This window comes from Paenibacillus sp. Y859, from assembly GCF_056786405.1.
Genome location: NZ_JBXCIZ010000002.1, coordinates 372,680 through 387,276 on the forward strand (window position 1 = coordinate 372,680; position 14,597 = coordinate 387,276).

16 protein-coding genes are annotated in these 14,597 nt (G+C 43.3%); 15 read left to right on the forward strand and 1 reads right to left on the reverse strand.

The window, feature by feature from the left end:
* Nucleotides 1-36 precede the first annotated feature (36 nt).
* From remA to spoVM, 15 genes are all read left to right on the forward strand, one after another.
* Nucleotides 37-297 (forward strand): extracellular matrix/biofilm regulator RemA, encoded by a 261-nt coding sequence (remA, locus tag AC1TO8_RS06545; protein ID WP_006209218.1) that lies wholly within the window; start codon nt 37-39, stop codon nt 295-297.
* A 13-nt stretch (nt 298-310) separates the two neighbouring features.
* Nucleotides 311-892 carry a guanylate kinase gene (gene gmk / locus AC1TO8_RS06550; RefSeq protein WP_482054788.1) on the forward strand — a complete coding sequence of 194 codons (582 nt, stop codon included), beginning with the start codon at nt 311-313 and terminating at the stop codon, nt 890-892.
* A gap of 48 nt (nt 893-940) precedes the next feature.
* On the forward strand, nt 941-1,156 hold the full coding sequence (rpoZ, locus tag AC1TO8_RS06555; RefSeq protein WP_482054789.1) for a DNA-directed RNA polymerase subunit omega: 216 nt from the start codon (nt 941-943) through the stop codon (nt 1,154-1,156).
* A 123-nt stretch (nt 1,157-1,279) separates the two neighbouring features.
* A complete protein-coding gene (coaBC, locus tag AC1TO8_RS06560; RefSeq protein WP_482054790.1) occupies nt 1,280-2,500 on the forward strand; it encodes a bifunctional phosphopantothenoylcysteine decarboxylase/phosphopantothenate--cysteine ligase CoaBC in 1,221 nt (406 codons plus the stop codon).
* Nucleotides 2,500-5,010 carry a primosomal protein N' gene (priA, locus tag AC1TO8_RS06565; protein WP_482055241.1) on the forward strand — a complete coding sequence of 837 codons (2,511 nt, stop codon included), beginning with the start codon at nt 2,500-2,502 and terminating at the stop codon, nt 5,008-5,010. Before coaBC ends, priA begins: the two co-directional genes overlap by 1 nt.
* A 46-nt stretch (nt 5,011-5,056) precedes the next feature.
* Nucleotides 5,057-5,560, forward strand: coding sequence for a peptide deformylase (gene def, locus AC1TO8_RS06570; protein ID WP_482054791.1), 504 nt, complete (start codon nt 5,057-5,059; stop codon nt 5,558-5,560).
* A gap of 7 nt (nt 5,561-5,567) precedes the next feature.
* Complete coding sequence (gene fmt / locus AC1TO8_RS06575; RefSeq protein WP_482054792.1) at nt 5,568-6,506, forward strand: methionyl-tRNA formyltransferase; 939 nt, start codon at nt 5,568-5,570, stop codon at nt 6,504-6,506.
* Entirely contained in the window at nt 6,503-7,885 is a 1,383-nt protein-coding gene (gene rsmB, locus AC1TO8_RS06580; RefSeq protein WP_482054793.1) for a 16S rRNA (cytosine(967)-C(5))-methyltransferase RsmB, read from the forward strand. Before fmt ends, rsmB begins: the two co-directional genes overlap by 4 nt.
* Nucleotides 7,886-8,039: 154 nt before the next feature.
* Nucleotides 8,040-9,080, forward strand: coding sequence for a dual-specificity RNA methyltransferase RlmN (gene rlmN, locus AC1TO8_RS06585; RefSeq protein WP_482054794.1), 1,041 nt, complete (start codon nt 8,040-8,042; stop codon nt 9,078-9,080).
* A gap of 7 nt (nt 9,081-9,087) precedes the next feature.
* A complete protein-coding gene (locus tag AC1TO8_RS06590) occupies nt 9,088-9,864 on the forward strand; it encodes a Stp1/IreP family PP2C-type Ser/Thr phosphatase (RefSeq protein WP_482054795.1) in 777 nt (258 codons plus the stop codon).
* Complete coding sequence (gene pknB / locus AC1TO8_RS06595; RefSeq protein WP_482054796.1) at nt 9,861-11,963, forward strand: Stk1 family PASTA domain-containing Ser/Thr kinase; 2,103 nt, start codon at nt 9,861-9,863, stop codon at nt 11,961-11,963. The genes AC1TO8_RS06590 and pknB overlap by 4 nt, the downstream gene beginning before the upstream one ends.
* A 45-nt stretch (nt 11,964-12,008) precedes the next feature.
* A complete protein-coding gene (gene rsgA, locus AC1TO8_RS06600) occupies nt 12,009-12,932 on the forward strand; it encodes a ribosome small subunit-dependent GTPase A (protein WP_482054797.1) in 924 nt (307 codons plus the stop codon).
* Between the two features lie 5 nt (nt 12,933-12,937).
* Nucleotides 12,938-13,600 (forward strand): ribulose-phosphate 3-epimerase, encoded by a 663-nt coding sequence (rpe, locus tag AC1TO8_RS06605; RefSeq protein WP_482054798.1) that lies wholly within the window; start codon nt 12,938-12,940, stop codon nt 13,598-13,600.
* 4 nt (nt 13,601-13,604) lie between these two features.
* Nucleotides 13,605-13,865 (forward strand): hypothetical protein, encoded by a 261-nt coding sequence (locus AC1TO8_RS06610; RefSeq protein WP_482054799.1) that lies wholly within the window; start codon nt 13,605-13,607, stop codon nt 13,863-13,865.
* 303 nt (nt 13,866-14,168) lie between these two features.
* Complete coding sequence (spoVM, locus tag AC1TO8_RS06615) at nt 14,169-14,249, forward strand: stage V sporulation protein SpoVM (RefSeq protein ID WP_068659829.1); 81 nt, start codon at nt 14,169-14,171, stop codon at nt 14,247-14,249.
* Nucleotides 14,250-14,377: 128 nt separating this feature from the next.
* Here spoVM and rpmB read toward each other — a convergent pair whose 3' ends face one another.
* The gene (gene rpmB / locus AC1TO8_RS06620; RefSeq protein WP_438351464.1) at nt 14,378-14,566 is read right to left on the reverse strand and encodes a 50S ribosomal protein L28; all 189 of its coding nucleotides are present in this window, start codon (nt 14,564-14,566) and stop codon (nt 14,378-14,380) included.
* Nucleotides 14,567-14,597 lie beyond the last annotated feature (31 nt).

Below are 14,597 nucleotides of genomic sequence, written 5' to 3' on the forward strand. Positions count from 1 at the left end.
TGTCAAATGTATAGGGGGAAGAACTGAGATATGGCAATGGCAATCAAACTCATTAATATCGGCTTCGGAAATATTGTGTCTGCCAATCGTATTATTTCGATTGTTAGCCCGGAATCTGCACCTATTAAACGTATCATTCAGGAAGCAAGAGACCGGCATATGCTGATCGATGCGACCTACGGGCGCCGGACGCGAGCTGTTATTATTACAGACAGTGATCATGTTATATTGTCAGCGGTACAACCGGAGACTGTAGCTCATCGTCTATCCAGTAAAGATGATGATAATGACGAATAAGATGGAGAATAGAATGTCTAGAGGATTATTAATTGTTTTATCTGGTCCTTCGGGAGTAGGTAAGGGAACGGTATGTAATGCACTTCGAGGTAAAATGGACAATTTAGTATATTCGGTATCTGCCACTACACGTCTTCCGCGCTTAGGTGAAGTGGACGAAGTGAACTATTTCTTCAAGACTCGTGAGCAGTTCGAGTCTATGATAGAGAATGAGCAGTTGCTTGAATATGCTGAGTACGTTGGTAATTACTATGGAACACCTCGTGATTTCGTGGAGAAGACGCTTCGGAGCGGCAAAGATATTATTCTGGAAATTGAGGTGCAAGGTGCACTCAAAGTGAAAGAGAAGTTTCCAGAAGGTATCTTTATTTTCTTGCTTCCACCATCGCTAGATGTGCTAGAAGATCGCATTAAGGGTCGCGGTACGGAGAACCAGGCTACGATTGATAACAGGCTTGCAGTTGCGCTTGATGAAATCGATCTAGTAGAGCATTATCACTATGCGGTAGTTAATGATCAGATTGATGAAGCGTGTAAACGAATAGAATCTATTATGATTGCCGAACATTGTAAGGTTAGAAGCAGTGGTAACTAAAAGTCCTGCTACCATAGAACTTCAATATAAAAGAAGAGGTGTCCTACCATGTTATATCCTTCCATTGATGAAATGATGAACAAAGTCGACAGTAAGTATTCGTTAGTTGTAGCATCTTCGCGTCGTGCAAGACAATTGCGTGAAGGTGGAAAAACGATACTTAAAGATGCAAAGTCGCATAAACATGTTGGCGTTGCGCTTGAAGAAATATACGCTGATCTGATCGTTATTACACCTGGTACTGAGGAAGAAAACAACAAATAATATTGATGAATAGTCTAGATTTACGAGTTGTTGTATAGCAACACAAGAAGTCACATCACCCAACAACCGTAAGGTTGTTGTTTTTTTATATGTTATCTGTTCCAGATGAAAGGTGGGGTATACATGCTGAACGGTAAGACAATAGTGCTCGGTGTTACGGGTGGAATTGCCGCATACAAATCAGCAACGCTAGTTAGTAAACTTGTACAGAAGGGTGCGGATGTACATGTCATCATGACAACTTCGGCACAGCAATTCATAACGGAACTAACATTACAGTCTCTATCTAAAAATCCTGTGTACAGTGATACTTTCGACGAGCGAGAACCTTCGGTCGTTTCGCATATTCATTTAGCCGATCTAGCTGATCTAGTGATCGTTGCACCAGCGACGGCTAATATGATTGCCAAAATGGCACATGGACTTGCCGATGATATGCTGTCCACAACGTTGTTAGCAACGACAGCGCCGATCATGGTAGCACCAGCTATGAATGTGCATATGTATGAACACCCGGCTGTCATTGAGAATATGAGAATCCTTAGCTCGCGTGGGGTATCCTTTATCGAACCGGGTGAAGGCCTATTAGCTTGCGGTTATGTTGGCAAAGGACGTATGGAAGAGCCTGAGAGTATCGTTGAAATCGTTGAACAGTTCTTTTCTGAAACTACACCAAATACACCTCGGCTTCTAGAAGGAAGGAAGATTATAGTTACCGCAGGTGGGACGGTTGAAAGGATTGATCCTGTCCGTTACATTACGAATGATTCGTCAGGTAAAATGGGTGTTGCTATTGCTAAGGCGGCCCATGATATGGGTGCAGACGTGGTTCTTGTAGCAGGACATATTGATGTTGCGCCTCCAACAGATATTGATGTGGTACGGGTTCAATCCGCACAAGATATGTATGATGCTGTATTGGAACTATGGGAAGACAGTGATGTCGTGATTAAAGCGGCGGCAGTGGCAGATTACCGACCTCTAGTCGTGGCTGATCGCAAGATGAAGAAGTCTGGGGATACGATGAGCCTTGAATTAGTGAAAACGGTAGATATTTTGGAGCAACTTGGGTTACAGAAGAAATCACAATTTCTAATCGGATTTGCAGCAGAGACGAATAATGTGGAAACATATACACGTGAGAAGCTTGCTCGTAAAAACTGCGATTTGATGGTGGCTAATGATGTGACATCAGAAGGTGCAGGATTTCGGTCGGACACGAATATTGTGCAAATCTATGATGCTTTCGGACTTGTTGAACAATTACCGATGCTATCCAAAGAGGAAGTGGCCCACCGCTTACTTACCATTACAGCAGCACGTATAGGTGGAGTTCAATCTTGATGGAAATAGCGAAGGTTATCGTCGATGTACCCGTTAAGAACACGGACCGTCCGTTTGATTATCTAATTCCGGAATCGATGCGGGCTTGGATAGAAGTTGGAAGCCGGGTGGGAGTACCTTTTGGGCATCGTACCGTTCAAGGATTTGTAGTATCGATACAACCGCAGTTGCAGACAGAATCGTTTAAAATGAAACCTATAAAAGAAGTGTTAGATATAATCCCTCCTCTTTCCGAAGAGTTGGTGGCGTTGGCAGAGTGGATGAGTCAGCAATATGCTTGTCGCTTTATTACGGCATTACAGGTTATGGTTCCCACCGCTTTAAAAGGAAAGGCTGAACGGTATATTTCTCTGGGCGAGTCTAGTGATACGATCTTCACACAAGGATCTTTAGTAGATCAAGATGAAGAGGATATTATTCGTTTCGTTGAGCGGAAGGTCGAAGTGACGATGCAACAACTCAGCAATGCTTTTCCAGATCATGCTATCCTGTTGAAATCTTTACTAAGAAGTGGCATTTTACAGGAAAATCAGTATATTAAAGATAAATTGCAGAAGAAAACGCTCAAAGCTGTCCATTTAATAGTGAGTAGTGATGAAGCTCAACATATTATTGATCAATTTCCAGCGAAGGCAATACGCCAAAAGGAAGTACTTCAATTCATATTGGACTCAAAAGATCTGCTTCCACTCCCTATGAAAACAATTATTTCAGCGCTACAGGTCACATCAGGAACTGTGAAGAGTCTCGTTGATAAAGGCTATGTGAGTGTCGAGGATGTCGAAGTATTACGAGATCCTTACCAGGGTCGTCATTTCAAGCCAACGGCACCCCTTGTCTTAACGGAAGAACAAAAGCTCGCTTATGATCGGATTATTCATACGCTGGATGACCGTAAACATGATGTATTTCTGCTTCATGGGGTGACGGGTAGTGGAAAGACGGAAATTTATTTACAAAGTATACAGCGTTGTTTGGAACAAGGAAGACAGGCGATAGTACTCGTGCCTGAGATTTCATTGACTCCTCAAATGGTTGAGCGCTTCAAAGGTCGCTTTGGTAATTTGGTCGCTGTAATGCACAGTCGTTTATCTGGCGGAGAGCGGTACGATGAATGGCGCAAAATTCGTGAAGGTAAAGCGTCGGTCGTAGTAGGTGCTCGCTCTGCCGTGTTTGCCCCTTTTACAAACTTAGGATTGATCATTGTGGATGAAGAACATGAAACATCGTATAAGCAAGAGGAAAGCCCGAAATACCATGCTCGAAACGTCGCTGTGCATCGTGCGCAGCAGCTTGGTGCAGCGGTTATTCTAGGTTCAGCTACTCCCTCTCTGGAGACATACCATGCGGCTAAATCCAAAGCAAACCCTGATTTCTCACCGTGGTTACTTGAGATGCCTACACGTGCATTAGGAAATAGATTGCCTGAGGTACAAATTGTAGATATGCGCGAGGAATTGCGTGTTGGCAATCGATCGATGTTCAGTCGTGCGCTGCATGAAGCGATTATTACACGGTTAGAAAAGAAAGAACAGATCGTACTATTGCTTAATAGACGGGGATATTCTACCTTTGTTATGTGTCGTAGCTGTGGGTATGTTGCCGGTTGTTCGGAATGTGATATCTCGCTGACATTTCATCAGAAATCGAATAATTTACGTTGCCACTACTGTGGTCATGCAGAAGCGGCACCTCAAGTGTGCCCAGAGTGTGGTAGCGAGCATATTCGCTTTTTTGGTACGGGTACACAGCGTGTTGAGGAGGAACTAGCGAAGCTATTTCCAGGAATTCGGGTGATCCGAATGGATGTAGATACGACAACGGAGAAGGGTTCACATGAGAAGCTATTGAAACAGTTCGGCGATAGAAAAGCTGACGTGCTTCTAGGGACTCAAATGGTAGCTAAAGGTTTGGACTTCCCCGATGTTACATTAGTTGGGGTCATTACTGCGGATTCTGCGCTTAATCTTCCGGATTTCCGTGCCGCAGAGAAGACGTTTCAGCTATTAACTCAGGTAGCGGGACGTGCAGGGAGACATCATCTACCAGGTGAGGTATTCATCCAGTCCTATACCCCTGAGCATTATTCTATCATTCATGCGAGTGGTCATGATTATACGTCATTCGTAAGAGAAGAATTCCGACACCGCAAAGGGCTTCATTATCCACCGTATTGTCGGTTAATTCTAGTAACGATGTCCCATGAGCAGCTTCCGCTCTTGCTAAGGATGGCTGAGAATATGGCGATTACGATACAAGGTAAGGCTAGACAACGTGGTTGGTTGGGTAGTCTTGATCGGCTAACGGCGGATGTGCTAGATATTCTTGGGCCCGTAGCTTCATCTATTCCTAGGATTAAAAATAGATACCGATTCCAATGTATGATAAAATGGCGTGGGAACATCGACGCGATCGGGCTTGTCTTAGAGTCAGCAGAACAGATTGAAGATTCAGTTCAGGATAAGAATTTTCAGATCAGTATAGACATCGATCCCCAAATGTTAATGTAGGTAACTATAATATATAAGAATTTTTTAAGAGGAAGGTGTTAGATTCATGTCTATACGTATTATTGTTTTGGAACCTGATGATGTGCTTCACCAAATAGCGAAAGAAGTAAAGAAAATTACGCCAAACGTGCAGAAATTGCTGAATGATATGGCCGATACGATGTATGACGCAGAAGGCGTAGGTCTGGCTGCACCCCAAGTTGGTATTTTGAAACGATTAATTGTGATTGATGTTGGAGATGAGACCGGACTGATCCAAATGATTAATCCTGAGTTAGTCTCTTCAGAAGGTGAGCAGTTTGGTCCTGAAGGATGTCTAAGTATTCCCGGGGTAAATGGGGATGTGCGACGTGCTGAGACCGTCACAGTTAAGGGACTTGATCCGGACGGCAAGGAAATCACAATAACGGGAAGCGGACTTCTAGCACGCGCATTCCTACATGAAATTGATCATCTAAATGGTGTGATCTTCACGGACATTGCGGAAAATGTATATGAAGTTACGGCAGAACGGCTTGAAGTCACCTCAGAACGGCTTGGAAAGGAATGACAGCTTCATGAATATTATATTTATGGGGACACCTGCCTTTGCGGTTCCTAGTCTGCGCATGCTGCTTGAAGAAGGACATAAGGTTGTTGCCGTTGTGACACAGCCTGATCGCCCGCAAGGTCGCAAGCGAGTGCTTACGCCAACACCTGTGAAGGAAGTTGCTCTTGAATATGGAATACCTGTGTTACAGCCTGAACGTATGCGTAACACAGAAGCTGTGGAGCAACTGGCGGCTTATCAACCGGATCTAATCGTGACGGCAGCTTATGGGCAGATTCTTCCCAAAGCGGTGCTGGACCTACCTTCCCGTGGGTGTGTGAATATCCACGGTTCGTTGTTACCCAAGTATCGGGGTGGGGCGCCTATTCAACGTTCTATCATGAATGGAGAAGCAGTCACTGGTGTTACACTGATGTATATGGCTGAAGGTCTGGACACAGGGGACATGATTGCGCAGATAGAGGTCGTTATTGAGGAAGAAGATACTTCTGGAACGATGTTCGAGAAATTAAGTGTGGTGGGTGCATCATTGCTTCAAGCACAGTTACCGAATCTTCTCGCTGGAGAAGTAGATAGAACACCACAGAATGACCTTGAAGCATCCTATTCACCTAATCTCAAGCGTGAGGATGAGCAAATAGATTGGAATCGTAGTTCTCGAGATATTTACAATCAGGTTAGAGGGTTGGTTCCTTTCTCTGGAGCCTTTACGATCTGGGATGGTGAAGTATTCAAAGTATGGGCGGCATCTTCGTCTTCTGACTCCTCACCTAATGATTCCGTAGTTGCGGGTACAGTTCTCCAACTTAGCGAACGTGGAATTGAAGTCAAGACAGGGGACGGGTCGATATGGCTGACTAAAGTTCAGCCAAGTGGGAAGAAAGTGCTGGAGGTTGAAGCTTTCATCAGAGGAACCAGTATGGTTAAAGGAACGGTGCTGTCATGAGTAACGATCGCAAGCCATCTAAAGGCCATAAACTAACCGCGCGCGAATTGGCGATGGATGTATTAACGAAGGTGGAACAAGAAGGCGCATATAGTAACTTACAGCTAAATGCGGGACTACAAAGGGCTTCGCTCATCCGAGAGGATGCTGCATTAGCAACGGAATTGGTATATGGTACGATAGCACGTCTGAACACTTTGGACTATTTCTTGAGTCGCTATGTGACGAAAGGGATGGATAAGCTTCAGCCTTGGGTACGTAATCTGTTGCGAATGAGTCTGTATCAGTTCATGTATTTAGACCGAATTCCACCTCATGCCGTAGTGAATGAAGCTGTGAATATCGCCAAGAGCAGGGGGCATCAAGGGATCTCTGGTATGGTAAATGGTGTATTACGCAGCATATTACGTACTAAAGATGAGCTGACCTTACCAGAAGGGCTTGCCCCAGCTAAAAGGATATCATTACAACATTCGCATCCGAAATGGTTGGTTAAGCGTTGGATAGAACAGTATGGGGAACAGACGGCAGAAGATATCTGCGCTGCGAACAATGAACCACCTTCGATCAGTGTGCGTGTGAATACAATGGTGATTAGCCGTGAGAAATTGCTTCAGGATATGGAGGAGCAAGGTGTCGTAGCGATCCCGTCCCCTTTAACATCGGAAGGAATTCTCGTCATGAGTGGGGGGAACATGGCTTTAACAGACTGGTATCGTGATGGGATCTTATCTGTACAGGATGAGAGCTCCATGCTAGTCGCTGAAGCTGTCGGACCGAAGCCTGGAATGAAGGTTCTAGATTGTTGCGCTGCCCCAGGTGGTAAGACTGTCCATATGGCAGAGTTAATGAGAGATGACGGACGGATTGTAGCTAACGATCTGCATCCTCACAAAGAAAAGCTGATCCGTGAACAAGCGGAACGTTTGGGGCTTTCCTCGATTGAGACGATTGTGGGAGATGCCTTGGAATTAAAGGGGAAATACCCAGCGGCTTCCTTTGATCGTATTTTACTAGACGCTCCGTGCTCAGGACTAGGTGTTATACGTCGGAAACCTGATCTGAAATGGAGTAAGACGCAAGCGGATATCGAAGAAATTGCAAGCTTGCAGTATGAGTTGCTGGAGACGATATCTCCACTGCTGCAAGTGGGAGGCATTCTAGTGTATAGTACATGTACTATAGAACCACAAGAGAATGAAGAGATGGTGAGACGATTCTTGGATAACCATTCCCAATTCGAACTGGCAACGGATCATCCATCTTCGTGGTCTGAACGACATCGAAATGCTAAATCTTGTGATGGGTGGTTACAAATTTTACCACAGGATTTCAAAAGTGATGGATTTTTTATCGCTCGAATAAAACGAATCTCCTAGTATATTATGATTGATTTCTAGTGATTTAACTGCTCATAACCCGCTAGCCACAAGGTTTAGCGGGTTTTCTCTTTTATTGTCCCTTTTATTTGTGTTAAAATAGGAAGAATGAGAAATGATATGCATATGAATAAAACAAGCGGGTGGGAAAAGAATGAAACCATTTATATATGATTACAGCCTAGAAGAACTACAAGAATGGGCTAAAGAGAACGGCGAACCAGCTTTTCGTGGTGGCCAAATTTTTGATTGGGTATATGTAAAAAGAGTGAATAATTTTGAAGAAATGAGTAACTTATCTAAAGAGTTACGCCAAAAGTTGGAGGATCAATTCCAATTTGTAACTTTGAGTGAGATTACAAAGTTCGAATCGAAAGATGGAACGGTTAAATTCTTATTTGGACTACATGATGATCATGCCATTGAGACTGTTATTATGAAACATAATTATGGGAATAGCGTTTGTGTGACGACCCAAGTAGGTTGTCGAGTGGGCTGTACTTTCTGCGCATCTACATTAGGTGGATTGAAGCGGGATTTAACAGCTGGTGAAATTGTTGCACAGGTTGTCCAAGCTCAAAAAATATTGGATACTAGAAATGAACGTGTCAGCAGTATCGTTATTATGGGCACAGGCGAACCTTTTGAAAACTATGATGCTTCGATGAAATTTTTAAGAATCATGATTCATGAGAAAGGTTTGAATATTGGTCAGCGTCATATTACGGTATCCACTAGTGGAATTGTTCCGAATATCTACAAATTTGCTGATGAGAACACACAGATTAATCTGGCGATTTCCATCCATGCACCGAACGATAAGCTGCGCTCTAAGCTAATGCCAGTTAATCGCCGTTTTCCTTTTGCTGACGTCATGGAGTCTTTGAGGTATTATTTAGCGAAGACGGGTCGCAGAATTTCATTCGAGTATGCCTTAATAGGGGGCGTTAATGATCAGCCTGAACATGCTCAAGAACTAGCGGATGTCATTAAAGATATGCTGTGTCATGTCAATCTAATTCCAGTCAACCATGTGCCTGAGCGTAAATATGTACGCACATCACGTAGTGATATTTTTCAATTTCAAAAGATTCTTGCAGATAACGGAGTGAATGTAACGATTCGCCGTGAACAGGGCCACGATATCGCGGCCGCCTGTGGACAGCTACGGGCCAAGCATATGGAGCTGAGGTGAGATAATTGTGATCAAGTACGTTCATGTTAGCCATATCGGAAACGTTCGCTCGGTAAATGAAGATGCTGTGAGTGTATGTCGAACAGATGTTGGTTATACACTTGGGGTCCTTGCTGATGGAATGGGCGGGCATCAGGCTGGAGAGAAAGCAAGCGAGCTTGCTGTAGAAACGGTATTAGCGGATTTATCTGCACTTGAGAAAGGAATGTCGTCTGAAGGTCTACAAGCAGCTCTCAGCGATGCTATTCTTCATGCAAATGATGTCATTTATCGTGAAGCTGCCAATAATGAACAGTATCACAATATGGGAACTACTATCGTTGCATTGTTGATAGATGGACAATCAGGTTGGATTGGACATATAGGAGATAGTCGTGCCTATAAAGTGTCTGAGGGTAAGGCTGTACAGCTGACGGAAGATCATACACTCGTTAATGAATTGTACAAAAATGGGCAGATCACGCAGTCTGAATTAGAAACCCATCCACGGCGGAATGTTCTTACTAAGGCATTGGGAACAGATATCGAAGTGACTGCGGAATTCGATCAAGTGACAATTGCTCAGCAAGAAGTACTACTTCTATGTAGCGATGGTCTTAGTAATATGGTGAATTGCAATGAACTGGGACAAATTGCAGGAATGCAGGAAGTATCACTAGAAGAACGTGCAGATCGTCTATTGCAACTAGCGCTTCTCGCAGGAGGCGATGATAATATTACTATCGCCCTGTTTGAACTTCAAGATGAAGTCGTAGTGTCAAGCATAAAGGAGTGGGATTCATGATCGGACACGAATTGGGCGGTCGGTATGAAATTATAGAGCGAATCGGCGGAGGTGGCATGGCACTCGTATATAAAGCCCATGATATTCTATTGGGCCGCAACGTTGCCATTAAAGTATTGCGCCAACAGTTTGTGGATGATGAAGAGTTTATTCGACGTTTCCGTCGGGAGGCACAATCTGCTGCTTCTCTGTCACACCCGAATGTGGTAAGTATATACGATGTGGGACAGGAAGATGAAATTCATTATATCGTTATGGAATATATTGAAGGATTTAATTTGAATGAAATTATTAAGGAACGAGCTCCGTTACAAGTGGAAGAGTCCATTCGGATTGCTGCACAAATCTGTGATGCACTTGATCATGCTCATCAGAATCAAATTATTCACAGAGATATTAAGCCACATAATATTCTTATTGGTCGGAATGGCCGCGTGAAAGTAACTGACTTTGGAATTGCTCGTGCGGTAACGTCAACAACGATTACCCAGACAGGGTCTGTTCTTGGATCCGTTCATTATTTCTCTCCTGAACATGCTAAGGGTGTGCTGACTGGAGAGAAGTCGGACTTATATTCTCTAGGCATTGTATTATATCAAATGTTGACAGCAACTTTGCCCTTCTTGGGTGAAAGTCCAATTAGTGTGGCTTTGAAACATTTACAAGAAGAATTTGATGATCCGAAAGGTGTAAATCCACTTATACCACAAAGTGTGGAAAATATTATTCTGAAATCGATGCGTAAAAATCCGAGTGAGCGCTATCATTCTGCGAAAGAGATGCTTAAGGATCTTGATACTTGTCTGTTATCTGAACGTCGGAATGAACCTAAGCTTCAGTTCGCAGACGCTGATGTGGATCAGACACGAGCTATGCCGGCGATTAAATCTATGAATAGAGAAGCATCGTATAGCAGAGCAAATAAACTGTTTGATGAGGATGACGACAACAACAACACAATAGAGGATAAACGCAATAAAAGGTGGGTGAAGCCTACACTATGGATCGCCTTGACTTTGTTCATATTAGTAAGTATGGCTGGCGTTATCTGGTATGTGAATAATAAACTGGTCGTTCCAGAAGTAACTATTCCCAACGTCATTAACTTACAAGAAGACATTGCTATATCTGATTTGACTGAACTTGGGATTGAGATTGAGGATCCGATCGTTCGTACTTATAAAGAGGGTTATGAAGAAGGAGAAGTATATGACCAGAGTAAGAAAGAAGGTACAGTGGTTAAGGCAGGATCTGTTATTAGACTGTTCGTGGGCACAGCTAAGCCACCTGAGGTTATGCCTGATTTAAAGAAGAAGACTTTTAAAGAGGCTTCCGATGTATTGATCGTTATGAAGGTGAACAAGGATAACATATCAGAGGATTCTGCATATAGTGATGAGCCTGCTGGTACGGTCATTGGACAAGAACCTGAAGCCGATACTAAATTCAATGCGGAAACGGTTGAAGTTATATTAACAGTCAGCAAGGGCAAAGAAACGTTTGATATGCCAGATTTAGTAAATATGACGCGAAGTAAAGCCGAAAGCGAAGTTAAGAGATTAGGCTTGAAGCTATTGGAAGTCGAGGAAGAAACCAGCTTTAAGATTGAGGAAGGCAAGGTTACGAAACAGTGGCCTCAAGATGCTGGAGCCTCTGTATTTGTTGGTGAAGAGGTGAAAATATTTGTTAGCACCGGATATCCTCCTGAAGCGTTGAATTATACGTTTAATTTGCCAGTAGCACCCGTGGAGGAAGGTAAGAATACGAAGATTAGAATTGAATATTCTGATGCGCGGAATGATGACGGAGAGAAAAAAGATTGGGGTACAAAGACTGTTAAATCTACACAAGTGTTCCCAGTTGATTTAGTTCTTGCACCTAATAAAGATGCCGTTGTAATTCTCTACCGGGATGGCGTGTTCTTCGACACGTATACAATCTCTTATGGCGATGCTAAGAATGGCTCAGTACCAGAGGTATATGTTCCCCAGACTGATCCAGTACATCCTACAAGTGAAGTTGATCCAGAAGTTATACCTGATCTAGGAAATGTTCCAGATCCTAATGTGGATTCTGGAGAAGTGATTGATAGTGAATGATCGAACAATCATCCGTAGTTATGTGGAAAGTGAGGCCATTCTAGTATGCCAGATGGTGTAATCGTAAAAGCGCTGAGTGGATATTATTACGTTAAGCCAATCGTTAACGGCAGAGCGGTAACGACAGAAGGGCAGCGAGCGATCCAATGTAGGGCGCGTGGAGTATTCCGAGAAAGGGGGATTTCCCCCTTAGTAGGAGATCATGTCGTATATACATTGTCTGATCATGATGAGGGTACCGTAACCGAAGTTAAGCAACGACACTCTCAGTTAATTCGCCCGCCAGTAGCCAATGTGCAGTTTGCAGTTCTGGTATTCTCGTTGCGTGAACCAGACTTAAATCTACCGCTATTAGATAAGTTCCTTGTGCATATTGAACATTCGGGACTGGATGCCATAATTTGCCTGACGAAGCAGGACTTGCTAGAGAATAAAAAGTTGGATGAGAAAGACCCCATTCATTTTGTACAGGAACTCTATGAACAAATTGGTTACGAGGTCATCCTAACGAGTTCGCGTTCAGGGATGGGACAAGAGCAGTTGCGTGAACGGCTTGCGGGACATATATCTGTCTTCTCTGGACAATCAGGAGTGGGTAAATCTTCTCTTCTCAACGCCTTAATGCCTGGTCTTGCATTGGAGACGAATGAGATTAGCATGAAGCTTGGTCGAGGTAAACATACGACCCGTCATGTGGAATTGATTGAATTGGATAATGGAGCATTTGTTGCAGATACCCCTGGATTTAGTCAGTTGGATTTCTTGGAGATGGAAGTGGGAGATTTATCTTCATGCTTTAGGGAGTTTAAACCTTTTGCAGATCAGTGTAAGTTCCGGGGCTGTAGTCATCTGCATGAGCCAGGCTGCAAGGTGACTGAAGCTGTAAATAAAGGTGAAATTGCACAGATTCGCTATGATAATTATGTGCACTTCTATGCAGAAATGAAAGATAAAAAGCGGAGGTATTGATAGAAATGATCAAAATTGCACCGTCTATATTGTCAGCTGATTTTGCTAAATTAGGAATGGAGATTGCCGAAGCAGAAGCAGGCGGGGCAGACTGGATTCATGTTGATGTGATGGACGGTCATTTCGTCCCTAATATTACGCTTGGTCCGCCTATTGTTAATGCTATCCAGCACTATACAACGCTTCCTCTTGATGTGCATCTTATGATTGAGCAACCAGAGCGCTATGTGGCCGAATTCGTTAAGGCTGGTGCTAAGGTCATTACTGTGCATGCGGAGGCATGTACACATCTACATCGGGTTGTACATATGATTAAGGAAATGGGCGTACAAGCTGGGGTTGCGATCAATCCAGGAACTCCTGCTTCGGTCTTGAAGGAAGTATTACCAGATCTTGATCTAGTATTAGTTATGACAGTGAACCCTGGTTTTGGAGGGCAGTCATTCATTCCACGGACTCTTCAAAAAATTCGTGAAGTGCGTCAAGCTCTAAATGAAGCTTCATTGCTGGATGTTCATATCGAGGTGGATGGTGGCGTTACAGTGGAGACTGCACCATTAGTAGTTCAAGCGGGTGCAGATGTATTGGTAGCTGGTAACGCCGTCTTTGGACATAAGGATAGAGCACTAGCGATTTCTCAGATTAGAGGAAGTATAGAAGGGGTGTAAGGGTATGACTTTCAAAGAAGCCTGCTGGCTTACATTGGCTAGTATGGGTGCGGGACTGATGCTAGGTTCATTTGCACTACTCAAGTCTCCTTTTAATGCGCTGACATCACTTATTGCGTTAGTTATAACGATATACTACTTCCGTCATTTTGAGCGGAGAGGCTTGAGAATTGGCTACGTTATTTTTGCGATACTCTATTTTGTCTTATTTATATTTATGGTGTCGGTTTATCAATATTATCAAAGCGGATTAACACCTCTATAATTATGGGTTTTGAACAACCTCTGAAAAGTCATAGGGCATGCTGTCTTCGCATAAACATGGTTACATGAGCAGAATTTTCATGTAGCCTTTTTTAAATATAAGAAAGTATACGTTTCACTCGATACTCTATTTCTTATATTTCGGCAGAGACGGGGAGCTCAAAGCGATACGGAGTATCGCTAGCATCGGAAGCGTAAACTCCTTGGAAAAGGATGGCATACCCGTTTCTGCTTGGTTGCCAGTCATAGTGAAGGCTCACTGGATTCATATGGAAAGGCATGAGAATGATGGGGAGGATGAGACATGAAATTTTACACATTCAAGTTACCGAGGTTCTTGGGGGGATTCGTCAAAGCCATTCTTAACACATTTAATAAAAATTGACACCATTTGTACTTATGTGTGTAGTCTACGAAAAAAACTCTGACCGAGGCTCAGAATACCCGGTCAGAGATGCCAAAAAAGCACCTACTGAAAAGAAGGTGCTTTTTGCTTATATGCTGTTGTAGATATTATACGCGAGCGACTTTACCTGATTTCAGTGCACGAGTGCTAACATAAACACGTTTTACCTTACCATCCACCAAAATACGAACTTTCTGAACGTTAACGCCCCAAGTCCGACGATTGCGGTTGTTGGCGTGAGATACATGGTTACCAGTGCCTGGTTTTTTACCTGTTATATAACATTTGCGAGACATAGATTACACCTCCTTGTTCCAATACACTTAC

Excerpts from the sequence above, each read along its gene's own strand:
- remA (WP_006209218.1), top strand. The coding sequence starts at position 37 with ATGGCAATCAAACTCATTAATATCGGCTTCGGAAATATTGTGTCTGCC.
- gmk (WP_482054788.1), top strand. The coding sequence starts at position 311 with ATGTCTAGAGGATTATTAATTGTTTTATCTGGTCCTTCGGGAGTAGGT.
- rpoZ (WP_482054789.1), top strand. The coding sequence starts at position 941 with ATGTTATATCCTTCCATTGATGAAATGATGAACAAAGTCGACAGTAAG.
- coaBC (WP_482054790.1), top strand. The coding sequence starts at position 1,280 with ATGCTGAACGGTAAGACAATAGTGCTCGGTGTTACGGGTGGAATTGCC.
- priA (WP_482055241.1), top strand. The coding sequence starts at position 2,500 with ATGGAAATAGCGAAGGTTATCGTCGATGTACCCGTTAAGAACACGGAC.
- def (WP_482054791.1), top strand. The coding sequence starts at position 5,057 with ATGTCTATACGTATTATTGTTTTGGAACCTGATGATGTGCTTCACCAA.
- fmt (WP_482054792.1), top strand. The coding sequence starts at position 5,568 with ATGAATATTATATTTATGGGGACACCTGCCTTTGCGGTTCCTAGTCTG.
- rsmB (WP_482054793.1), top strand. The coding sequence starts at position 6,503 with ATGAGTAACGATCGCAAGCCATCTAAAGGCCATAAACTAACCGCGCGC.
- rlmN (WP_482054794.1), top strand. The coding sequence starts at position 8,040 with ATGAAACCATTTATATATGATTACAGCCTAGAAGAACTACAAGAATGG.
- pknB (WP_482054796.1), top strand. The coding sequence starts at position 9,861 with ATGATCGGACACGAATTGGGCGGTCGGTATGAAATTATAGAGCGAATC.
- rsgA (WP_482054797.1), top strand. The coding sequence starts at position 12,009 with ATGCCAGATGGTGTAATCGTAAAAGCGCTGAGTGGATATTATTACGTT.
- rpe (WP_482054798.1), top strand. The coding sequence starts at position 12,938 with ATGATCAAAATTGCACCGTCTATATTGTCAGCTGATTTTGCTAAATTA.
- AC1TO8_RS06610 (WP_482054799.1), top strand. The coding sequence starts at position 13,605 with ATGACTTTCAAAGAAGCCTGCTGGCTTACATTGGCTAGTATGGGTGCG.
- spoVM (WP_068659829.1), top strand. The coding sequence starts at position 14,169 with ATGAAATTTTACACATTCAAGTTACCGAGGTTCTTGGGGGGATTCGTC.
- rpmB (WP_438351464.1), bottom strand. The coding sequence starts at position 14,566 with ATGTCTCGCAAATGTTATATAACAGGTAAAAAACCAGGCACTGGTAAC.